At 44.9% G+C, this 22,969-nt stretch carries 19 protein-coding genes and 2 tRNA genes; 11 read left to right on the top strand and 10 right to left on the bottom strand.

What is annotated here, in order from left to right; all coding sequences use genetic code 11:
* Nucleotides 1-300 precede the first annotated feature (300 nt).
* Nucleotides 301-374 (bottom strand) — tRNA-Asp (locus tag AB9P05_RS20515).
* Nucleotides 375-398: 24 nt separating this feature from the next.
* Nucleotides 399-475 (bottom strand) — tRNA-Asp (locus AB9P05_RS20510).
* Between the two features lie 262 nt (nt 476-737).
* On the opposite strand from AB9P05_RS20510, the gene AB9P05_RS20505 reads away from it, so the two are divergent.
* The 6 genes from AB9P05_RS20505 to AB9P05_RS20480 all read left to right on the top strand — a co-directional run bounded on the left by AB9P05_RS20505 (nt 738) and on the right by AB9P05_RS20480 (nt 6,347).
* Nucleotides 738-1,685, top strand: a complete 948-nt coding sequence (locus AB9P05_RS20505) for an acetyl-CoA carboxylase carboxyltransferase subunit alpha (protein WP_371910711.1) — start codon at nt 738-740, stop codon at nt 1,683-1,685.
* Between the two features lie 90 nt (nt 1,686-1,775).
* Nucleotides 1,776-2,621 (top strand): MBL fold metallo-hydrolase, encoded by an 846-nt coding sequence (locus AB9P05_RS20500; RefSeq protein WP_371910710.1) that lies wholly within the window; start codon nt 1,776-1,778, stop codon nt 2,619-2,621.
* Nucleotides 2,622-3,389: a patatin-like phospholipase family protein gene (locus AB9P05_RS20495; RefSeq protein ID WP_371910709.1), complete on the top strand. Its 768-nt coding sequence runs from the start codon at nt 2,622-2,624 to the stop codon at nt 3,387-3,389.
* A gap of 11 nt (nt 3,390-3,400) precedes the next feature.
* Complete coding sequence (gene hutU, locus AB9P05_RS20490; protein WP_371910708.1) at nt 3,401-5,077, top strand: urocanate hydratase; 1,677 nt, start codon at nt 3,401-3,403, stop codon at nt 5,075-5,077.
* A 5-nt stretch (nt 5,078-5,082) separates the two neighbouring features.
* The gene (locus AB9P05_RS20485) at nt 5,083-5,646 is read left to right on the top strand and encodes a 1-acyl-sn-glycerol-3-phosphate acyltransferase (protein ID WP_371910707.1); all 564 of its coding nucleotides are present in this window, start codon (nt 5,083-5,085) and stop codon (nt 5,644-5,646) included.
* 101 nt (nt 5,647-5,747) lie between these two features.
* Complete coding sequence (locus AB9P05_RS20480) at nt 5,748-6,347, top strand: porin family protein (protein ID WP_371910706.1); 600 nt, start codon at nt 5,748-5,750, stop codon at nt 6,345-6,347.
* A 133-nt stretch (nt 6,348-6,480) separates the two neighbouring features.
* Here AB9P05_RS20480 and AB9P05_RS20475 read toward each other — a convergent pair whose 3' ends face one another.
* The 7 genes from AB9P05_RS20475 to AB9P05_RS20445 all read right to left on the bottom strand — a co-directional run bounded on the left by AB9P05_RS20475 (nt 6,481) and on the right by AB9P05_RS20445 (nt 13,679).
* Nucleotides 6,481-8,004: an IS1182 family transposase gene (locus AB9P05_RS20475; protein WP_371911333.1), complete on the bottom strand. Its 1,524-nt coding sequence runs from the start codon at nt 8,002-8,004 to the stop codon at nt 6,481-6,483.
* 137 nt (nt 8,005-8,141) lie between these two features.
* Nucleotides 8,142-8,720 (bottom strand): GNAT family N-acetyltransferase, encoded by a 579-nt coding sequence (locus AB9P05_RS20470; RefSeq protein WP_371910705.1) that lies wholly within the window; start codon nt 8,718-8,720, stop codon nt 8,142-8,144.
* Nucleotides 8,717-9,628 (bottom strand): diacylglycerol kinase family protein, encoded by a 912-nt coding sequence (locus AB9P05_RS20465; RefSeq protein WP_371910704.1) that lies wholly within the window; start codon nt 9,626-9,628, stop codon nt 8,717-8,719. The genes AB9P05_RS20470 and AB9P05_RS20465 overlap by 4 nt, the downstream gene beginning before the upstream one ends.
* A 47-nt stretch (nt 9,629-9,675) precedes the next feature.
* Nucleotides 9,676-10,962 carry a tyrosine--tRNA ligase gene (gene tyrS / locus AB9P05_RS20460; RefSeq protein ID WP_371910703.1) on the bottom strand — a complete coding sequence of 429 codons (1,287 nt, stop codon included), beginning with the start codon at nt 10,960-10,962 and terminating at the stop codon, nt 9,676-9,678.
* A 98-nt stretch (nt 10,963-11,060) separates the two neighbouring features.
* Nucleotides 11,061-11,840 (bottom strand): TIGR03915 family putative DNA repair protein, encoded by a 780-nt coding sequence (locus AB9P05_RS20455; RefSeq protein WP_371910702.1) that lies wholly within the window; start codon nt 11,838-11,840, stop codon nt 11,061-11,063.
* The gene (locus AB9P05_RS20450; protein ID WP_371910701.1) at nt 11,837-13,102 is read right to left on the bottom strand and encodes a putative DNA modification/repair radical SAM protein; all 1,266 of its coding nucleotides are present in this window, start codon (nt 13,100-13,102) and stop codon (nt 11,837-11,839) included. Before AB9P05_RS20450 ends, AB9P05_RS20455 begins: the two co-directional genes overlap by 4 nt.
* Before the next feature lie 76 nt (nt 13,103-13,178).
* A complete protein-coding gene (locus tag AB9P05_RS20445; RefSeq protein WP_371910700.1) occupies nt 13,179-13,679 on the bottom strand; it encodes a DUF427 domain-containing protein in 501 nt (166 codons plus the stop codon).
* Between the two features lie 114 nt (nt 13,680-13,793).
* On the opposite strand from AB9P05_RS20445, the gene AB9P05_RS20440 reads away from it, so the two are divergent.
* On the top strand, nt 13,794-14,504 hold the full coding sequence (locus tag AB9P05_RS20440; RefSeq protein WP_371910699.1) for a YqjF family protein: 711 nt from the start codon (nt 13,794-13,796) through the stop codon (nt 14,502-14,504).
* On the opposite strand, the gene AB9P05_RS20435 is transcribed toward AB9P05_RS20440, so the two are convergent.
* Nucleotides 14,497-15,915: a phytoene desaturase family protein gene (locus AB9P05_RS20435; protein WP_371910698.1), complete on the bottom strand. Its 1,419-nt coding sequence runs from the start codon at nt 15,913-15,915 to the stop codon at nt 14,497-14,499. The genes AB9P05_RS20440 and AB9P05_RS20435 overlap by 8 nt on opposite strands.
* Nucleotides 15,916-16,299: 384 nt before the next feature.
* On the opposite strand from AB9P05_RS20435, the gene AB9P05_RS20430 reads away from it, so the two are divergent.
* The 4 genes from AB9P05_RS20430 (at nt 16,300) to AB9P05_RS20415 (ending at nt 22,879) form a co-directional block, all read left to right on the top strand.
* The gene (locus AB9P05_RS20430) at nt 16,300-16,590 is read left to right on the top strand and encodes an RNA recognition motif domain-containing protein (protein WP_371910697.1); all 291 of its coding nucleotides are present in this window, start codon (nt 16,300-16,302) and stop codon (nt 16,588-16,590) included.
* Nucleotides 16,591-17,056: 466 nt separating this feature from the next.
* On the top strand, nt 17,057-17,755 hold the full coding sequence (locus tag AB9P05_RS20425) for a Type 1 glutamine amidotransferase-like domain-containing protein (protein WP_371910696.1): 699 nt from the start codon (nt 17,057-17,059) through the stop codon (nt 17,753-17,755).
* A 68-nt stretch (nt 17,756-17,823) separates the two neighbouring features.
* Entirely contained in the window at nt 17,824-21,600 is a 3,777-nt protein-coding gene (locus AB9P05_RS20420) for a hydantoinase B/oxoprolinase family protein (protein ID WP_371910695.1), read from the top strand.
* Entirely contained in the window at nt 21,560-22,879 is a 1,320-nt protein-coding gene (locus tag AB9P05_RS20415) for an NRAMP family divalent metal transporter (protein WP_371910694.1), read from the top strand. The genes AB9P05_RS20420 and AB9P05_RS20415 overlap by 41 nt, the downstream gene beginning before the upstream one ends.
* The last annotated feature ends 90 nt before the right edge of the window (nt 22,880-22,969 follow it).

Raw genomic sequence — 22,969 nt, 5'->3', positions numbered from 1 at the left:
GGCAAATTTTTCACTTTAACCTTTTTTGTACGCTTTTTGTGTCGATCTTTTTTGGGGTTGTAATACCTGTTCCTGTTTTTTGGCTCAATATTGTAGCTATTATAGCCGGAAGAGCAGGAGGGAAGGGTAAAAAGAACGAAAAAGATAAATATCATCAAGCGGGAAATCTTTCCCATCGGTATTTTCCACATAGACAATTGAATTTGTCTGACAACGTCGGTAAAACGGAAACGGGTTCACTGATCTGCTAAAAAACCAAATAAAGGAAAATAAAAAAGCCCGCCAAAATTGACGGGCTTGCGGAATGGACGGGACTCGAACCCGCGACCTCCTGCGTGACAGGCAGGCATTCTAACCAACTGAACTACCACTCCGTTGGAAATACGTTGACACAAGTCTGGCGGAATGGACGGGACTCGAACCCGCGACCTCCTGCGTGACAGGCAGGCATTCTAACCAACTGAACTACCACTCCGTTATGTATTTCCAATATTTTAAGAACAATGGAAACCGCTGTGTGTTTCCGTTAAAGTGATGCAAAAGTATGCGGACGATTATTTATTTGCAACCCCCCGCCGAAAAAAAATTAAAAAAACATTTCGGAAGGCAGGTTTCTTGCTCAGAGGTGGTATTATCGCCCGACAAATGTGATATTCGCATCGCTAATAGCAGTATTGATATTTTTATCCCTTTGCTACGAAATTATTATTAATTTGTAACCAACTCGCCTTATATAGATGCTCTTGGAATTTGAAAAACCGATAGCGGAGCTTGAGGCCAAGCTAAAGGATATGAAAGAACTCGCCGATCAAAATAATGTTAACGTCTCTGACGCGGTGAAGTCTCTTGAAAAGCGGATCAAAGAACTGAAGGAAGAGACCTTCAATAATCTGACCCGATGGCAACGTGTCCAGCTATCTCGGCACTCAGAAAGACCCTATACCCTTGATTATATTTATGAGATCACAGATGATTTTGTAGAGTTACATGGTGACCGGTCTGTCGCAGATGATAAAGCCATGGTAGGCGGATTTGGCACCATAGATCAGCAGACCTTTATGTTTATTGGTCAGCAAAAAGGTCGTAATACTAAGCAGCGCCAGATGCGTAACTTTGGTATGGCTAACCCTGAAGGCTACCGCAAGGCTCTGCGACTAATGAAAATCGCTGAAAAATTTAATAAGCCCATTGTTACCCTTATCGACACTCCGGGCGCTTTTCCTGGATTAGAAGCAGAGGAAAGAGGCCAGGGAGAAGCAATTGCCCGCAATTTGAAAGAGATGTTTGCTCTGAAAGTACCGGTGATATGCATTATTATTGGTGAAGGGGCCTCAGGAGGAGCATTAGGTATAGCTATAGGTGACCGTGTACTTATGCTTGAAAATACCTGGTATTCAGTAATTTCACCAGAGTCGTGCAGTAGTATTCTCTGGAGAAGCTGGGATTATAAAGAACAGGCAGCCGAAGCACTGAAGCTTTCTGCTGCTGACATGCTTCATTTCAAGCTTATTGATGGCATTGTTCCCGAACCTCTTGGCGGGGCACATACCGACCTCAAAAAGGTATCTGCTACGCTTAAGGCTAGCATACTGAAAGAACTAAAGGATATACAGTCCCAGCCGGTAGAGGAGATGATCGCCAATCGAATCGATAAGTTCTCGTCGATGGGCGTTTTCAACGAGTAAAAATTCCTCCAAAAAAGACTTGCCGCCGAATTATTGATTTCAGTAGTTCGGCGGTATTTTTTTATCTTACCCCCTGAAACAACATAGCCCATGAACCTCCATATTATACACGCAGGAAACTTCAAGCTTGATGGCGGCGCCATGTTCGGAGTCGTTCCCAAATCCATCTGGAGCAGGACTAATCCGTCCGATGAAAACAACATGTGCTCATGGGCCATGCGGTGCCTTGCCATAGAAGATGGTAACAGACTCATTCTCATTGATAATGGAATGGGTAACAAGCAAAGTGATAAATTTTTCGGTTACTACTACCTCCATGGTGATAAATCCTTGAAAGGAAGCCTGAAAGAAGCAGGATTTGGTCTGGGTGATGTCACAGATAACTTCTTGACTCACCTGCACTTTGATCATTGCGGAGGAGGGGTGGAATACAGCGATAAAACCAGCCAATCCCTCAGACCAGTTTTTGAGAATGCGAGATACTGGACCAATAAGCAGCACTGGGATTGGGCAAATGATCCTAACCCACGGGAAAAGGCCAGTTTTCTGAAGGAAAATATTCTGCCAATGCAGGAAAGCGGGCAGCTCGAATTCGTACAAAAAGAAAAAGAGCTTCCTTTTAAAATGGACATTATATACGTGGATGGCCATACAGAAAAGCAGATGCTTCCCAAGATCAAATATAAGGATCACACCATTGTGTTTGCTGCAGACCTGCTACCTTCCGTAGGGCATATACCCTTGCCGTATGTCATGGCATACGATGTGAGACCTTTGGTTACAATGAAGGAGAAGGAGGCATTTTTGAAAGAGGCTGCAGATAATAATTACATCCTCTTTTTCGAGCATGACCCTGTTAACGAGTGTTGTACAGTTAAACATACCGATAAAGGTGTGAGGGTCGACCAGGTATTTCCACTATCAGATATACTATAAATGGCATTAGGCATAGCACTTTCCGGAGGTGGAGCGCGCGCCATTGCACACCTGGGCATACTCCAGGTGCTGGAAGAGCATAACCTGCAACCTGACCGTATCACTGGTAGTAGTGCCGGTGCTTTATTAGGCGCACTGTATGCTAAGGGCTACAAACCTAAGGCTATTCTCGATATTGTCACCAAAACCAGCTTCACCAAGCTCATACGACCGGCGATGAGTATCTCCGGGCTTCTGAAAATTGGCACCATTGAGCCTGTTTTCCTCCAGTATTTTCCAGATAATGACTTCTCAGGTTTAAAAATACCTCTTATTGTTGCAGCCACGGATGTAGAAAAAGGAAAAACTGTCTATTTCAGCAAAGGACAATTGATACCTCCTGTTTTGGCTAGTTGCTGCCTGCCTGTAATATTCTCACCCTATACGATAGACGGCACCCGCTACATAGATGGCGGTATTATGAATAATCTGCCTGTGGAGCCACTGGAAGGTTATTGTGATCGTATTATCGGCCTTCATTGTAATCCGGTAAATGATGGTTTCAACCCTAAGAACATGAGGGATATTCTGGAAAAAAGTTTACTGATGGCCATCAATTACAACGCGTACCAGCGCAAAAAAACCTGTGACCTCTTCCTGGAACCGCCAGATTGTAAGCATTATAAGGTTTTCGACTTTAAAAAAGCCGGGGAGTTATTTGATATCGGCTATAACTATGCACTCAGCCGTCTTGACGAAATAAAGCAATTGGACGAATTGGCAAGCTAATTACGTACTACATGAAAAATATTACCGACTATAGCAAAAAAGGTCCCACACCCACCGGCAGCACGCTCAACACGAAAGGATGGGTACAGGAAGCAGCCCTTCGTATGCTGTACAATAATTTAGACCCTGAAGTAGCCGAACGCCCCGAAGATCTTGTGGTGTATGGAGGAATAGGTAAGGCCGCCCGCAACTGGGATTCTTTTGACCTGATCGTTAAAGCATTAAAGGACCTTCGGGAAGATGAGACTTTGCTTGTTCAGTCAGGTAAACCGGTAGGAATTTTACGCTCCCATGCGGATGCTCCCCGGGTGCTGATTTCTAATTCTATGCTTGTTCCTAATTGGGCTAATTGGGAACACTTTCGCGAGTTGGAGAAGAAAGGACTGATGATGTACGGACAAATGACGGCCGGATCATGGATTTATATCGGTTCTCAGGGTATTGTACAGGGCACCTATGAGACCTTTGCAGAACTTGCCCGCCAGCATTTTGACGGTACTTTGAAAGGTAAAGTAAACGTAACGGCAGGACTAGGAGGCATGGGTGGTGCACAGCCACTGGCTATAACCATGTGCGGAGGAGTTTGCCTTGCTGCCGAAATGGAAGAATGGCGGATAGACAAACGGCTGGAGACCCGCTACCTGGATGAAAAATTTCTTGATATTGATAAAGCGATAGACCGGGCGCAGGAAGCTGCAGCAAGTGGCGAGCCTATATCCATTGGAGTAGCATGCAATGTAGTGGACCTGCTTCAGCGATACATAGATCGCAACATTACACCCGATACGCTTACCGATCAGACATCTGCACATGATGAACTTAATGGCTATTTTCCTGAGAACCTATCTGTAGCTGAAGCTAACACCCTGCGGGAGGCTAACCCGGAGGAGTATGGAAGTCTGTCACTGGACACTATGGCCCGTCATGTGCGTCAAATGCTCGAACTACAGAAACGGGGCGCCATTACCTTTGATTACGGTAATAACCTGCGTGGCCAGGCGAAAGACAGAAGGGGAGTAGAAAATGCCTTTGATTTTCCGGGATTCGTACCTGCCTACATCCGGCCACTTTTTTGTCAGGGTAAAGGTCCTTTCCGTTTTGTGGCTTTAAGTGGGGACCCTAAAGATATTTATACCTGTGACAAGGTGCTTCTTGAGTTATTTCCTGAGAATGAAAGCCTGAAAAGGTGGCTGAAAATGGCCAGAGAAAAAATTGCCTTTCAGGGCTTGCCATCACGGATTTGCTGGCTGGGTCAGGGGGATCGCGAAAAGGCCGGCCTGGCCTTTAATAAGCTGGTGGCAGAAGGAAAAGTAAAGGCCCCGATCGTCATTGGCAGAGATCATCTGGACACGGGCTCCGTGGCTTCTCCTAACCGCGAGACGGAAGCTATGAAAGATGGGTCAGATGCAGTGGCTGATTGGCCTGTCTTAAATGCACTGATAAATACTGCAGGCGGTGCCAGTTGGGTTTCTGTCCACCATGGAGGAGGTGTAGGCATGGGATATTCAATTCATGCCGGCGTCGTTATACTTGCCGATGGTACCCCGGAAGCCGAACGAAGACTTGCAAGAGTATTGCATAATGATCCGGCAATGGGGGTGATAAGGCATGCCGACGCAGGATATGATATTGCTAAGGACACAGCACGGACACACAGACTGGACCTTGCTGAGCGACTTAATAAGTAGATCCTATGGTGAGAGCTTTAGCTAAATTTTTGTTTTTCGTATCCGGCTGGCGCCTCGGAGGGAAATTTCCTGCGGATGTGAAAAAAGCCGTGATGGTTGCCGCACCGCACACCAGCAATTGGGACCTTGTATATGCCCGGGCCGCTTTTTACCTGATGGGCATTCCTGTCAGGTTTACCATCAAAAAGGAGTGGATTAAAGGCCCTATGGGCTGGTTTCTTAAAAAGCTGGGCGCAATAGCCATAGACCGTCAAAAGTTTAAGAGTGCTGATAAACGGGGGAGCAGCGTTGCAGCCATGATAGAACTGTTTGATAGCCGCGAGGAACTGGTGGTACTGGTAACGCCCGAAGGCACACGCAAGTATGCAGAAAAATGGAAAACCGGCTTTTATTATGTAGCCCTTGGAGCCAAACTTCCCATTGTCCTTGGCTACCTTAATTACAAGGAAAAAGTGGCCGGCATTGGTCCTGCCATTCAACCGACCGGTGATATTGAAATTGATATGGAGAAGATCAAGGATTTCTACAGAAAAATCCCTGCAAAATACCCTGATCAGGGTGTAAAATGAATTTTTGGTAATTATTCAGTACCTATATTCAAACCATTATAATCAGTGAGCGTTAAGAGGGGGAATTATCGCATAATTTGTGTGTACGAAATCTATTGATTATGAAGAAAATTAGCATTTTTACATTACTTATCTGCGCCATTTTTACAACGACATCGTTCGCGCAGGGTCCTGAAATTGGCATCAAGGGTGGTCTGAACTATTCTACTCTAACCGGGGACTTTGATGGCCTCGAAGGTTCGATAGGATGGCATGCAGGTCTGGCTTTCGGACTCAATTTCACTGACTCCTATACGCTTCAGCCTGAAATTTTACTAAGCTCACAAGGTGTGGACTTTGAGGACGTTGATGACAGTGGCCTTAACTTACTTTACCTGAACATTCCTGTTTTAGCTAAATTTCGTTTTGCTGAAATAGCCTACTTTGAAGCGGGTCCGTACATTGGTTTTCTTATCAATGAAGAGTATGAGATCAACGGAGAAGAAGTAGATATTGATGATACCTTCAAAAGCACCGATTATGGTGTAATTGCTGGTGTAGGCGTCGACCTGATAGGCGGATTTGGTGCCGGTGTAAGATACCAACTGGGTCTGAATAACATTGCAGACGATTCTGATGATGTAAATAACCCATTTGATGATGATGGTGACCCAAGTAATGGTGTCTTCCAGGTTTATGCTGCTTATTACTTTGGCAGATAATCAGTCATCTTAATAAAATAAGAAAGAGGCTGTCTCAAAAGTGTTGAGGCAGCCTTTACTTTTTTCTTTCCAGGCTCATCTGCTGTAAATGCTATTGATGATCTGTTTTCTTTTGGCGAAGAAAACAGGCTCTCTATGAAGCCTTTTTGAGCAGGTTATGTGCAATAGCCAGTAGTCCGGCTTCTATTTCGACTTTCTCTGTTCCCCGCATCATAAATCTGCGGAAGCCCCGGTTGTGTTTGATGGCTGCGAACACAGTTTCTACATCTGCCGGTCGCTGCTTGCGATGAGCTATTCCCTGGTCACTCATAAGCATATCCCGCACTTTTTGCTTGTGAGTTCTAAGGTTATGATTGATCTCAACTATCCGGTTGCCTTTTGCTTTAAAACAACCGCTCCTTAATGGACACTCCAGGCAGTTTCTGGCCTGATATTGTGCATAAGTTTGTTCATAACCCGACTTAGTTTTTGTTTTTCGCTTTCCTATATGATCCATTGGCTGGCCTGCCGGGCAATAGATCTTATCCTGCTCTTCGTTGTAATGCAGGTTCTGAGATTTAGATATGTCTTGCTTCCATTTTCTGGTTTGCTCCTTATGGAAGTAATTATACTTTACATAGGCCTTCTCTACTTTATCTTTCAGATAGTCATAGTTCTCTTCGCTACCATATCCTGCATCAGCGCATATAGTGTCAGGCAGGGTGTTATATAACTGCTGATAGTTCTTAAGATGGGGTTGTAACGTTAGGGTGTCGGTAGGATTTTGATGGATCGTGTAGTTTACCAAGTATTGATTGGAGGTGCTGATCTGAAGGTTATAGCCCGGCTTGAGCTGTCCATTTCGCATATGGTCTTCCTTCATCATCATAAAGGTTGCATCGTGGTCAGTCTTTGAATAGCTGTTTCGTTGTCCCAGTATAGCTTGCTTCTGCTGGTATTCAGCCAGCTTCCCAGGCCAGTTTTTTCGTGCATAGGTAAGCTTCTGCCTCTTCCCTTTTGCTATCTTCTTGCCCGTGAGTGCCTGGTCAATCCTATCAATAGTATCACTAACCTTTCGAGCATCGATTTTGCTAAAATCAGGCTTTTCCTGATATAACTCGTCTTCTGCCACCCGCTGGGTATAGTCCCACAACTCTTCAAGCTGTTGGCTTATCTTTTCGGTATTGGTCTTAATAGACCTGCCCCACACAAACGTGTAGCGATTAGCCTGGGCTTCTATCTTGGTGCCGTCGGTGTAAACTGTCTTTAAGTCCAGTAGGCCCTCATCAACTAAGAACATTACAATCTGAGCAAAGATCACCTTCAGGCTATCTTTCAACCGATCGCATCGAAAACGGGCAATAGTGTTATGGTCAGGCTTGTTCATACCTGCCAACCACATGAAGTGAACGTTTTGACCAATAGCTGCCTCCAACTTGCGGGTAGAGTAGATATTACTCATATACCCGTAAATCAATATTTTAAGCAGCATCCTTGGATGATATACTGATGTACCGCCAGGCTTATAACCAGTCAATAGAGGGGCAATATCAAGACGATCGACCACTTCGTTGACCACCCGAACTGGATGGTCTGCCTCTATTAACTCCTCCAGGCTCGGAGGTAAAAGCATAATTTGCTTGGGGTTGTAGTCTTTAAAAACTATCTTTTCGCTTATTGACACAACTCAAGATATCACATCTTGGAAAGCGGGGGTAGTAATGCCCTCGCTTTTTTTATGGCCAACTCCAAAAAAAAAGAGGCTGCCTTTTGAGACAGCCTCTTTTGATTTATTGTGTCGGTTAAACTGAATTATCATAGTTCTTTCTTCCAAAAGCGTAATGACTTTTCAGTTTCACTGTCTTGGTCTATATCCTGCCACTCGAGAGTGCAGAAAAGATCAGTAATTTCATATCCTCTCTTTTTCCAAAAATCCTGCAGGTCTCTGTAACCTGCTGGCTTAAGACTGTGGTCAGGCGACCTCTCAACGGCACAAAAATAGCATGCCTCCCTTCCCATATCTCTGGCGTAACTTTCTCTTTCATCAAAAAAACGAACACCTAGACCACGGCCTCTATAACTCCTCTTCAGAACAGATTCACCAAAATATAAAACTGAGTCCAAGGATATATTTCTTCTGACAAAGGGAGCAGTAATGTCATCAATTTCCTGCTCTAATGGCAGGCAGGTACTCACACCTACTATTTGATGCTTGTCTTCAGCTACTATAGCCATAAAGCCAGTAGCCTCCAGGTAGCGGCTGAGGTACTCTTCCTCATTTTCTACAGTCCCCTCATATAAATATGGGAACTCTCTAAAAACTTCCATGCGTAAGGCTGCAATTTCATCGATGCGAACCTTTGCCTCTTTACCTTTCAATGCTTTTACGTTCATGCGCAGCTTATAGTAGGGCAAATCACCTTTAAGTTACCCGGCAGGACAGAAACCTGTATCTCTTTGACCTTTTCACCCAGCTCGCCATCATACTGAAGCGTTTTCTTTTTCCTCAGCACTATTCGGGCTTTTTTACAACGCACGGTCTGTGTCAATTCCCACGTGTGTATCCGCCTTATGACTAGCAAGGCTATCATTTTGAAGACTTTGTACCATTTGAAGTCTTTAATTACTACTACTTCAAACGCTCCATCTGTCATGTGACCTTCAGGATTTATGACTATGTTACTGCCATACTTATTACTATTTGCACAAGTGATCATAAAAGCCTTACCAGAAATATCCTCCTCCTGTGTATCAACGCTGAGTCTATATTTAAAGCTATGATAGCTAAAAAACTCCATTACGGTAAATCTCATATAACTGAGAAGCCCCCTGTGTTCACTTCTGGAAAACATTTTGACTACATGAGCATTGAAACCCAGATCGCACAAATGGACAAAAAAGTGGCCGTTGACCTTTAGGGTATCAATTTTCTTGATGGTAGGATTCCTAAGCACTTCCATAGCAGCTTCGGGATCATTCTGAGGAATATTTAGGTCCTTTGCTAGTCCATTGCCGGAGCCCATGGGCAATATACCCATGCACATGTCAGTCCCAGCCAGAATAGATGCTACCAGATTGACCGTACCATCACCTCCTATGGCAATCACAGCATCAGGATTATTATCCTTTATCTTATCTTTTATTTTTCTCTTATCGTTCTCGCCGGTAGTACGGAAAAAAGAATGACTGATACCACATGAGGAACAAAAAGCTTCCAGATGATGATCAAGCTCATCCTTATCTATTCCTCCCGATATGGGGTTTATAACAAAAAGTATATTCTTAAAAAATGGCTGATGCATATATTGAAAATACTTGCCGCAGGATAGTTGATCCTGCAGCAACTTTACTAATTCACCCGAATCAGAAAATAATTCTTCTTCCCCTTCTGCACGAGAAGGTACCTATCCTGTAATAGGGAAAAATCAGTCACTGGCTGTGCCGGATTTCCTATTTTGGCCTTATTGATGCTAAGACCACCTCCTTTTACCATTTTCCTGGCTTCTCCTTTAGAAGAAAAGATAGCTCCGTCAGTAGCCACCGAAACCAGATCAGTTACATCAGGGATAGTATCAAAATCAGTTCGGCTTATCTCGGACATAGGTACGCCATCAAAAACCTGTAGCAGCGTTTTCTCATCAAGTTTTGCAAGCTGTTCAGTACTGCTTTTTCCAAAAAGTATCTGGGAAGCTTCTACGGCCTTTTCGTACTCTTCTTTGCCATGGACTCTCACGGTAACGTCTTCAGCAATGGCATTTTGAAGTAGACGCCTATTTGGTGCCTCAGCATGTTCGACCTCCAGTTTTTCTATCGTATCCATATCCAGTAACGTAAATACCCGGATAAGTTTACTGGCTATCTCATCAGAACAATTAAGCCAAAACTGGTAAAACTGGTACGGGGAAGTCATTTCCGGATCCAGCCAGACGTTTCCTCCTTCGGATTTACCAAACTTGGAGCCATCGGCTTTTGTTACGAGTGGGCAAGTAAGTGCAAAAGCCTCACCACTGGCCTTACGCCTGATAAATTCTGTACCTGTAGTAATGTTTCCCCACTGGTCAGAACCTCCCATTTGTAGTTTTACACCATACTCACTGTACAGATTGTAAAAGTCGTACCCCTGTAGTAATTGATAGCTGAACTCCGTGAAGCTAAGACCAGTCTCCAGTCGCTTTTTTACGGAGTCTTTTGCCATCATGTAATTGACGGTGATATGCTTACCTGCGTCCCGTAAGAATTCAAGAAAGCCAATTCCTTTAAACCAGTCATAATTGTTGACCAGTACAGCCCGGTTATCGCCCTCTTCAAACTCAAGAAAGCTCTTAAGCTGCTCTCTGATACATCTTTCATTGTGACGCAGCGTTTCCTCATCCAGCAGGTTTCTTTCCTGCGACTTTCCGCTGGGGTCACCCACCATACCGGTCGCACCTCCTACCAGGGCGTAAGGCTTGTGCCCTGCACGCTGTAGATGTACAAGAAGCATTAGAGTGGCCAGGTTACCTATGTGCAGGGAAGCAGCCGTAGGGTCAAAGCCTATATAAGCCGAGGTCATTTCCTTTGCAAGTTGCTCTTCGGTACCAGGCATTATGTCATGCAGCATGCCTCTCCAGCGGAGTTCTTCTATCAGATTGATCATGGGAAAATTAATGCGCTTGATTTTGATTCGCTGCAAATATAAAAGGATAATGGTACCTAAACCGAAAGGCAGAGGACAAAAAGAGAGGAAATCAGTACCTATTTAGAGGTATTATGTTTTTCAGGGAGATATTTCCAGTACCTTACAGGTACATGCTGCAGATGTAATTTCAGATTTTTGCGCTCAGGGATATTTACAGAATTAAAATAAGTACGCCACAGTTCCTGGTAGCCGTCATCACTTTCTTCAATCCCCTCAGGTGTTGAGTGATATAATTCGCGCAGGCCCCGGGACCGCTCTATGATCCGCACTTCCTTCATCTCCTTGAGGTCATAATGGATACCATAATTTCTGCGAATATCCAGAATGAGCCATGGCTGATCAGTATATCGCTTTTTAAAGTGTGAGCCTATCAGAGGAATAACATTAAAATCCGGCTCGATGAGTGCAAAATACAGTCCGTCTTTACTCTTTCGAAAACGTACAAAAGCATGCATTCGGTGGACTTCCCTGCCAATCATCTTATCTAACCGGTGAAGTTCTAATATCTCAGCCTGACGAAAGTCATCCAATTTTGTATTATTTCTGTCAAAAACGTCTGAAATCAAGCGGAATAAAAGCATTTCCACTCCTGATTGCTCACTCAGGAAAGCACGGTATAACTTTCTCGCATTGCCATGTGACACTTTCTTTATCAGCCCCCTCCAGACCCTGCTGCTTTTACTTTCATCAGTAAACACCTCCACTGGCTCTCCAAATAAAAGGGGCTGAACCTTCCCCTTAATCATTATGGTTTCCGGATAGGCTTTGCGCTCGTAAGCTTCGAATACAAGCGTCAGAAAACCTTCAAAAGATCCATCATAAATGTAAGAGATCATGTGAGGGCAGGGGAGGCAAAGAGGTTAAGCTGAGAGCTTTTATGCAATCGGCTGGTAGTGTCACTAAGAATCATCCGCTTAAGACGGTTTTCAGTGTGTTCACCCATTACTGAAAAAGGGTTCCCGGGGCAGGAGATGAAATACTTTGCCCTATTCAAAGCGAGGCCCATTTTCCGAAGGTGATCATACGTCACTTTACCAAACCTCCTGCTTTGGAGAATCAACCGTACAGACTTAACCCCCACGCCGGGTATACGAAGAAGCATCTCTTTTTCCGCTCTGTTTATATCTACCGGAAATAAATGACGGTAACGAAGGGCGTAGCCAAGCTTAGGGTCTACATCAAATGGCAGGTCGGGATTAGCCTCATCCACTAGTTCATTGACAGTAAATCCGTAAAATCGTAATAACCAGTCAGCCTGGTATAAGCGGTTTTCCCGCAGCAGGGGAGGGTGAGAAATACTAGGCAGCCGGCTGTCGGATAGTACTGGAACATAACCGGAATAGTATACACGCCTGAGTTGCTGTTGCTTGTATAATGAATCTGCTAGTGAAAGAATATGCAGGTCATGCTCCGGAGTTGCGCCAATGATCATTTGAGTACTCTGTCCCGCTGGAGCAAAAAGCGGGGCCTTACGGCTCTTTTTCTTTTCCTCCTTATGCTCAATGATCGCATGCCGCAGGGAGCTCATGGGTTTATAAATCTCCTGGTAGTTTTTTTCAGGAGCCAGTTTCTTGAGGCTGGGTTCGGAAGGCAGTTCCATATTGACGCTAAGCCGGTCAGCATACATGCCCGCTTCCCTTATAAGTTCATCGCTGGCTCCCGGTATTGCCTTAAGGTGAATGTAGCCATTGAACTTATGAATTGTACGTAATTCCTTAGCAATCCGTACAAGTCTTTCCATCGTGTAATCGGCATTTTTAAATATGCCGCTACTTAAGAACAGTCCTTCAATATAGTTTCTCCTATAAAAGTTGATGGTAAGGTCAACCACCTCTTTTACCGTAAACGCAGCCCGTTTTATGTCATTACTCTTTCTGCTGACACAGTAAGCGCAGTCGAAAATACAATGATTAGTTAATAGAATTTTGAGAAGACTTACACATCGACCGTCCTCAGTATAGCTGTGGCATATTCCCATACCATCACTATTACCCAATCCTCCCTTATTTTTACGCTTGCTTCCACTGCTGGCGCAGGAAACATCGTATTTAGCAGCGTCTGCCAGAATTTTTAGTTTTTCCTGAGTCCCTTCGTTCATTATTAGCAAAAATAACCTATTATACTGATTGCTAAAACAGTACAACCAATTTTTTTAGCTTAAAATTCCAAATATTTTACCAGCCCCAGGTACCTGCGCCTCCTTTAAAAGGACCTTTGATTTCACGGGTTATCCAGCCTCCGTAGAAATCACCTTCCTGTGCCATGACCTCCTCATCCGCCACCATGCATTTATCTGCTTTGGAAGGATAAAAAGCGTAATACCCCTTAATACTTTCATACGCTTTATCCGGGGAGGGGTAATACCACGCAACGGCCTCTATACTTTTATTACCATGCTCATATTTAGCATACAATGCCTTTCCCTTAAATTCACAAAAGGAGGACTTGGCGGAAGTGACCAGTAAGTCAGTTCTGACATCTTTAGGAGGAATGTAAAATACCGGAGGGTGGCTGGTCTCTAAAACCCGGTAGGCTTTATTAGAGTCTGCGACAACCACGCCATCTATAACCACCATGACGTGTCTTGATTCAGGCTGTATAGCGGGAGGTCGGGGATAATCCCAGACTGACTCTTCTCCTTTTCTTGCCGGCTCTCGTTTTGTACTTTTAGACATACTCAATAAACTTCACTGAGCCCCTCCGGTTCATACTTTAAGCAATTCTATAGATTATATTCATAATTAACTGTAATTCAGTTAATTAACTATTATACGCAAAGTATTAAATAAATGAAGCCAACCTTTCTTACCGCTGAGTGGAGACACCTTATTATGGCCAATTATATACTTGACCCTGAAATACTCAAACCCCACCTTCCTAAAGGGACCGAGCTGGATTTCTTCAATGGCAAATGCTACGCAAGTATGGTTGGTTTTATGTTTTTAAACACCCGTATTAAGGGGGTAAAGATTCCTTTCCACGTAAATTTTGAGGAGGTAAATCTTCGCTTTTATGTGAAACGTCGTACAGGAGATGACTGGCGTAGAGGGGTAGTTTTTATAAAGGAGATAGTACCAAAACCTGCCATAGCGTGGACGGCCAGATTACTTTACCGGGAAAAGTACGTTTACCATCCCATGAGCCATGAGGTGAACTGGGACAATTCTTATAACGCAGCTTATCATTGGAAGTACAAAGGTAAATGGCAGTCCTTATCAGCCACTGCCGCTTTGAAGGGCAATCCTGTCAGACAAGATTCAGAAGAAATGTTCATCACTGAACATTACTATGGATACAGCGCTTATTCACAGGAAAAGACTAAAGAGTACCATGTAGATCACCCCCGCTGGAACGTACATAAAGTAACTAATTACCAACTGGATGCGGATATATCCAGCCTATATGGGCCTGAGTTCAGAGAATGCATCAGTGGTAAGCCGGCATCCGTATTTTTACTGGATGGCTCGGAAGCTAAAATTCTCAATGGCGAATTTATTTAAAATGGTCACTAAAAGCTGTTTTTGCCGCGTGGAAGCCGCACATACCGTGTACACCTCCACCAGGTGGGGTGGAAGAGGAGCAGAGATATACATCAGGTTGAGAGCTGCGGTAAGGTTTTGCCTTTATAACAGGCCTGAAAAATAACTGCCTGATATCCTGAAGACCACCATTTACATCACCGCCTACCAGGTTGGCGTTCCATTGTTCCATATCAAAGCTATTCCGGCAACTCTGTGCAATAATTACCTCCCTGAATCCCGGTGCAAGTCTTTCTATTTGCCTGATTATTGGCTCAGTCATATCCTTGAGTGAGCCGTTCGGCACGTGACAGTACACCCAGGCAATGTGTTTTCCCTGCGGAGCTCGAGAAGAGTCGAAGAGAGTAGGCTGAGCAAGGATCATATAGGGCTTGTCAGGCTCAATACCCTCAGCAATACCAGCTTCAGATTCGGCAATTTCATCGGCTGATGCACCAATATGGATGGTACCTGCCTTTCTGCAAGCATCGTTTTTCCAGGGAATGGGATCACTTAGGGCAAAATCTATTTTGAATATTCCAGGGCCATACCGGAAGTCGCTGAGCTTTTCTCTGTACCTTAGTGATAAGTTCAAGCCCCTGATCTTTAATAGCTGAGCCGGCGTAAGGTCAAACAGGTATGCCTTAGCTGTGGGGATATCGAAAAAGGATTCTACCTGAAAATCGCACCTAATTTCTCCCCCAAGACTACTATAGTACGCTGTAAGAGCCTTAGGTATAGCCTGAGCACCTCCTTTAGGGAAGGGCCATCCTACTGAATGAGCCGTTGCTGCCAGAACAAGACCGAATGCAGACGAAGCTGTTGCGGTCATTGGCAGCCCTGAGTGAGCAGCCAGACCAAAGAAAAGGGTGCGGGTACTCTCTTCTGAAAAGAGTTTACTGGAAAGTAGCGACGCCGGCCATAATGCCCTCAAACCAAATCGCGCCAGCAAAAAGGGGTTAGCAGGCCAGGATAGGGGAGCTAGTAAGTCCCCCCCAAGGCGGTCCCAGTTTTTTGCTATAGGCCCTACTAGCTTTTCATAAGCCTTTGCATCCCTGCCAAGCATTCCTGCAGTTTCCTCAAGGCTTTGAGAAAGACCTAAGGCCCTGCCATCCGGTAGGGGGTGCACCAAGGGTAATTCAGGATATACCCATTCTAACCCAAAGTCTTTTAATGGTAATGTACTCATATAAGGGGACGCAGCAGCAAGTGGGTGTACAGCACTCCCAATATCGTGGAGGTAACCTGGCAGGGTCGCTTCCTCAGTCCGTGTGCTGCCGCCTGCCATGGCGGCCTTTTCAAGCAATAAAGTACTGAGTCCCCTTTGTTGCAGGTATATTGCTGCTGACAAGCCATTTGGGCCACTACCTATAATTACTGCGTCGTACCGCATGTTATGTTCTTTTTAATCCATCTATCTGATGACAAAACCGGGCAAAGTAGTGACTGTTTGACAGGGAGAAGTTACTATGTAAAAAAATACGTGAGGTATTTAGATAAACACATGGTTATTGAGTAAAAAACAAACCCGTAACTAAGAGAAATAAGCAGTGAAAATAATGTGTGGGAAAAGTTTTTAAGCCTAAAAATCAGTTCGATGCGAATAATTAGGAATAATCAGCGTTATCAATACCCAACCAAAACACCAATAAAATTTCAATGAATTCGGAAACTATTTGTGTATTGTTTTACATTAAATAAGTACGATTCGTTTTAGGTAAGCCGGTTCTTAAACTGGCAAAATGATAGGATCGCAATCTTAAAAGTGCTATGAGGTATGAATATATATGTAGGAAATCTGGATGAAAAGATCAATGACAAGGCACTTCAGACCCTTTTTGAATCATTTGGCGAAGTGAAATCTGCTAAGATTATCATTGACAGATCTACGGGCCAGTCCAAAGGTTACGGCTTTGTAGAAATGAAAAAGAAAAATGATTCAATTCAAGCCATAGAAAAACTTAATGGCATAGAGTTTTTCGGGAACAGGATGATTGTGTACAAAGCCAAGGAGGGCAATGGGGGCAAGTCTAACAGTATAGTTAAGGGTAAAGTTAAATGGATGTAAGCCCCGTTAAACACAAAAAATTAAGGAAGCGGATATTTTTATCCGCTTTTTCTTTTTATACCCTCTGCATTTTTTCATACCCAATGTTACAAAAAAAATATCAATGTCTTTTTTAAGGGCTTTTTGTAAATTTTAACTTTACTTAAAGTTATTTAAACACCTAATAACATTGTTTAGTATACTTATATTGATGTTACAAAAGCCATTATATTTCCTTTCTTCTTTATCGTAATTGGTGCACCTTTGAAATGTTAACAGCTATTAAACGAGACCTTTTCAACCAACTTTTATATATCAGCTATATTCCCGGGCTGTGAAGCCCCAGAAAATTAAACTAGTTATGTAATCAACCAGCAGAGCAATTCAACCAGCTATTATGAATTGACCAGCTAATGTTTCAACCAGCAAAAAAGCGGAAGGCCCGGATGCTTGACCGCTTTTTTTTGCTTTATACTTTTGCGTCACTATGATGCAACATACTAAACCAATCTATTTACTGGCCGATAGCCAGCCTCTTTTTACTAACCAGTCTGACGGCACTCCGCTTTTGGCCGAGATTCCGAGCCTGTTTCATCCACCCAGCTCTGTAAAGTCAACACCAACGCTCACAGCGGCCTACATAGGTGCTTCCAATGGTGATGAACCCGTTTTCTTTGAGTTATTTGAACAGGCGATGCAACGCCTTGGTATCTATGATTGCCATATGATTCCGGCGACCTTTTCTTCGGAGGCAAAAGAAATACTGAAAAAAGCCCACATCATTTTACTGGCCGGAGGTGATCCGGTAGCCGGCTGGGAAGTCATGCAGAAAGCACATATTCCAAGGCTATTACTAGAAAGATATAATCAGGGAGCTTTACTAATGGGGGTTTCAGCCGGGGCCATGCAACTTGGCTGGCAGATCCCGCATTCTCAAAACTCAGAATCAGGCTTCATTGAGGGGCTAAAACTTGCACCTTTTTTAATTAGTGCTCATGAAGATGAGCCAGAATGGCCTATGTTACAAAACATGGTTTCAAAAAGTACTTCTATGTCACGAGGCATTGGCATTCCTTACGGGGGAGTGGTGATTTATCACCTGGAAGGTGAGGCTGAGATCAAGGGCAATGCGGCTACCGAGATAATTTATAAAGAGGGTAGGTTTGTAACTTCAATTATCCACTGACCCTTACTAAAGCCTGACGTTCACTCTTATCAATGGGTATTAGAGGGATCATTTCTTATATTCAGCCCATGCCAGATAATACCCATAACTCCGTTCGTTGGAAAATCAGCATAGATACCGGAGGAACATTTACGGATTGTATTGCCACAGACCCCAATGGCCTTATTCACCGTATAAAAGTTCTTTCCAGCAGCCGTCTTAGAGGCTATGTGCATAGCCAGGAGAAGAATGTACTAACTGTACAGCAAAGTTGGTCGGCTACCGGAGATATTTTTAAAGGATATACTTTTCACCTCCTTGATACTGGCTTTACTACTGATATTATCTCTAGTAAACTGGATGAAGGCAGAATAGAATTAGGAGAAGCACTACCTGCCGGAACAGTCCTGCCTGCCTCTTTCGAAATCACAGCCGGAGAGGAAGCGCCCATTTTGGCAACAAGACTATTGACGGCTACCCCGCTTAGCGAAACGATACCCCCGGTGGATATGCGTCTTGGGACTACGCGCGGTACTAATTCCCTTTTGGAAAGGAAGGGAGCCAGGACTGCCTTGCTGGTGACCGAAGGGTTTACTGATTTGCTTGAAATAGGAGATCAGCAACGTCCCGATATTTTCGCACTGGATATAGTGAAGGCACCTACACTCGCCGATGTGGTAATTGCCGTACCTGAACGACTTGATAGCAAAGCCAATGTCCTGCTTGCTCTGGATGAGGGTAAAATTGAAACAATTATCCACCGTCTTTTAGAAAACAAGGTAGAGTCAGTGGCTATTTGTCTGATGCATAGCTACCTGAACCCGGAGCATGAAAACCTGCTGGCTGAAAGGGTAAACCAAGCGGGTATTAAATATGTAAGCGTTTCTTCCTCTCTTTCACCTACCATTAAAATTCTGCCCAGGGCAGAAACAGCCGTAGTAAATGCCTACCTTTCCCCTGTCATCCATGACTACCTGTCCAATATAAAAAGTAAACTACCGGGTAGCAGGCTGTTAATAATGACTAGTGCCGGAGGACTCAACCATGTGGACCATTTTGAGCCTAAAGACAGTCTGCTAAGCGGGCCTGCCGGAGGAGTGGTAGGAGCCGCCAGTGCTGGTAAGCAATCAGAAACTGAACAGCTACTTACCTTGGATATGGGAGGGACCAGCACCGATGTGGCTCGCTATGATGGCTCTTATGACTTCAAATACACCTTATCCATCGGAGACGCCAGGCTTTCCACCCCTTCATTAGCCATAGAGACCGTAGCTGCTGGGGGAGGTTCCATTTGTCAATACGATGGATTCAAACTCACTGTAGGTTCAGAAAGTGCCGGAGCAGATCCGGGGCCTGCATGTTATGGGGCCGGGGGGCCTCTCACCCTTACTGATGTAAACCTGTTGCTAGGAAGAACAGACCCACACGGGTTCACCATCCCACTGAGTGTTGACCACGCGGAGGAGGCTTTCCGGAAAGTTATGGATCAAATACCTGACAGAGATCCACAGGAAGTTTTGCTTGGGTTTCTGCAAATAGCCAATGAAAAAATGGCTGATGCCATGCGGCAGATTAGTCAGCGTAAAGGCTATGATCCGTCAGAATATGCCCTGCTGGCATTTGGTGGTGCAGGTGGACAGCACGCCTGTCAGGTAGCTGAATTACTGGATATGCAAAAGGTGATAATTCCTGCTGACGCCGGTATTTTGAGTGCTCTAGGGATAGCTTCCAGTGAGGTTTCCCGCCTTGTACAACATCAGATACTGCAATTGCTGGAGGAAGTTTCAAAGGCTGACTTATCAGCCATCTACAATAAACTGGCGGCAGAAGGCAAATCACTTCTTATTCAGGAAGGCGAAACGGAAGACAGACTTTCGATAAAAGATGCCTGGTTATACATGCGGCTGAAAGGCCAGGAAACCAGCATTGAAATACCTTATTCTCAGTCTCCGCTTAAAGACTTCCGTGAAGCCTACGAAAAAATTTATGGCCACTACCTTGAGAATCGCCCTGTAGAGATTGAAAGTATAAAAATACTGGTCGCCTCCAATCAGGGAAGCGAGTCGGGACCGGATACAAAACCTGCCTGGAAGCATCCGGCCGTTAAAGCCTGTACACTTAGTGGCCCCTATGCTAAATTAGAGACCGCGATATATAACTGGAGCGACCTGAGACCCGGAGCTAGCCTGGAAGGACCCGCACTGGTAATCAGTGCCACCGGCACAGTATTTTTAGAAAAAGATTGGCAGGGCTTCATCGATACTCATTTAAGTCTTCAAATTGAATACAAAAAGTCCGGTAAAGCAACTATTCATTCTATTAGCAGGCCCCCTGAAATAGAGCTTAGCCTTTTCACTAATCGCTTTGCTTCCATTGCCAGAGAGATGGGCGCAATGCTGGAGCGTACCAGCTTTTCAGTAAATGTAAAAGAAAGACTCGACTTCAGTTGTGCCCTGCTGGATTCAGCAGGAAAGTTAGTAGTGAATGCTCCGCATATACCTGTTCACCTTGGCAGTATGGGTTTATGCGTGAGGACAGTTCTGAAGACCCACCATATGAAGGAGGGAGATATTGTGATCACCAACCACCCTGGTTTCGGAGGGTCGCACCTTCCCGATATCACGCTTATCTGCCCGGTATATGATGATACTGGCACCCTGCTAGGTTACCTGGCAAACAGGGCTCACCATGCCGAACTTGGCGGTAAATCTCCGGGATCCATGCCGCCTGATGCCACTAACCTCGCCGAGGAAGGTGTGGTTATCCAGCCAATGTACCTCTTCAAAGAAGGACAGGCGAAATGGAACGAGATACGGAAGGTACTCAGCGACGGCCCTTACCCAAGCAGAGATCCTGAAGAAAACCTGGCAGACCTCAGGGGCGCTGTTGCCTCACTCAGGCATGGAATTACGCTCTTGCAGAAACTGGCTACCAAACATAGCCCGGAATCGGTCAAAAAATACATGGAAGAGCTAAGGCATCAGGCGACCGATTCGTTAACCAGGGCTTTTTCAAGGTATGAAGGAAGCACCTTCGAAGCCCGCGAATACCTTGATGATGGCCACCCGCTGCAGGTAAAAATGGCATTCGATAGTAAGCACCTCACCATCGACTTTACGGGCTCAGGTACTGTACATCCCCGGAATTATAACGCGACCCCAGCCATAGTCAGAAGTGTGGTAATGTACGTATTAAGACTGCTGTCCTCGGAATCACTCCCGTTAAATGAAGGGCTGATGGAAAATGTCACAATTAATCTTCCGGAGGGCTTACTCAATCCTGTTTTTGCTGCTGACCCTGAAAAGTGTCCCGCAGTGGTAGGAGGTAATACCGAAGTCAGCCAGCGGCTTACGGATACACTCCTTAAAGCCCTTGGCCTTGCAGCCTGCAGTCAGGGGACCATGAATAACCTGGTATTTGGAAATAACACCTTCGGGTATTACGAAACAATTGCCGGCGGGGTAGGAGCAGGTCCCCATTTTCCCGGCGCTCATGCTACTCATCAGCATATGACCAATACTAAAATAACCGACCCCGAGATAATGGAATGGCGCTATCCCGTCAGACTTAATGAGTTTAAGATCCGCAAAGGCTCCGGCGGTGGAGGAAAATTCCCGGGAGGTGATGGTGTCATACGAAGTATTACCTTTCTGGAAGAAATAGACCTTTCCCTATTGGCACAACACCGCCAACAGGCGCCTTATGGTATCGAAGGTGGAGACGAAGGCAGGGTAGGGGTTCAACACATCATGCGCCGTGATGGCAGCAAGGAAAGCTTTGCGCCAGATACAAAGCAGACCCTTCATCTTGGTGATACACTTATACTTGAAACACCAGGAGGAGGAGCCTTCGGTAAAGATGACTAAGTTCTCTGGTTGGCGTAATGTACTGTTCTGGGCAGTAATTTCCGCTGCTTTTATCGGTCCTGGTACTGTTGCTACGGCTGCATCCGCAGGAAGCAGCTACCAACTTTCCCTTATGTGGGCCCTTATTTTTTCAGTATTTGGCTGCGTTGTGCTGCAGGAAGCTGCTTCAAGAATCACCATAGTGTCTGGATTATCCTTAGGAAAGGCCATTGGTGTCCTGTCCGGCCGTACAGGTTGGCTACGTTATTTAGTAGGCTTCAGCGTCGTTTTCGGTTGTGCAGCCTACCAGGCAGGGAATATTCTGGGAGCCGTGGCGGGGGGGTCCCTCGTCTCCTCCATCCCTCCATGGGTCCTCACACTTATTGTGGGCGGTCTGGCGGCTATTTTACTGGTAGGAAACTCTTCCAATAAGGTTTCCTATTACTTGGGCTTCGTGGTAGCACTCATGGGCATCTCATTTATGGTAGTGGCAATCCAGGCCCCATCATTATCAGAAGGACCTGAAGAGGGCTGGTTGAGCCTCTTTTATCCATCCATACCCGAAGGCAGTGAACTCCTGATTTTGGGGCTAATAGGTACTACGATTGTTCCATACAACCTTTTCCTCGGCTCAGGCATCAGTTCCGGTCAGACAGTCTCCCATATGCGGCAAGGGCTGATTCCCGCTATCGTACTGGGTGGTTTATTTTCTTCGGCAGTTATCGTATGTGGTACTCTTATTCAGGCCCCCTTAACCTTCGATAAACTTTTTAATACACTTCAGGAAACATTTGGTAATGGCGCTTCCTGGCTATTTGCTATCGGCCTGTTTTCCGCAGGCTTTACCTCTAGTGTAACTGCTCCATTGGCTGCCGGCCTTACCGTACAGATGTCTGTACCAGATAAATATGCCGGCAAAAAAGCCTACACCATTGGTTGGGTTGTAGTATGGGTGACTGGCACCATCTTCGGGCTATTGCAATTAAAGCCGGTGCCCGTAATCCTTTTGGCACAGGCACTCAATGGTATGGTGCTACCTATTATCACATTTTGCATAGCACTCGCGGTCAATCACAAAGGAATAGTCTCACCTGCCTATAAAAATGGGTTCGTACTCAACCTTTTACTCATCATCATTCTATCAATATCGTCCTTTTTAGGCTTTCGTAATCTTCTGAGAGCATTGGAAGCAGGATTCGGGTTTAGTTCCGCTCCTTATACGTATATCATCTTAGGCGTAGCCTCTGCTATTGTTCTACTAGGATTTTTTTACCGCTTATGGCAGCTTCATCGCAAGTAATTGGTGCGTTCACCAGTGGACAGTAGTGTGCACGAAAATGAACATTGATTTTTATTGAAAATTTATCTCCGGCCGTGCAACCCTGTTTGA

It is taken from the genome of Roseivirga sp. BDSF3-8 (genome assembly GCF_041449215.1).
GTDB lineage: Bacteria > Bacteroidota > Bacteroidia > Cytophagales > Cyclobacteriaceae > JBGNFV01.
Note: the sequence above shows the minus strand (reverse complement) of the source record. Positions and strands in the feature narration are given on the sequence as shown.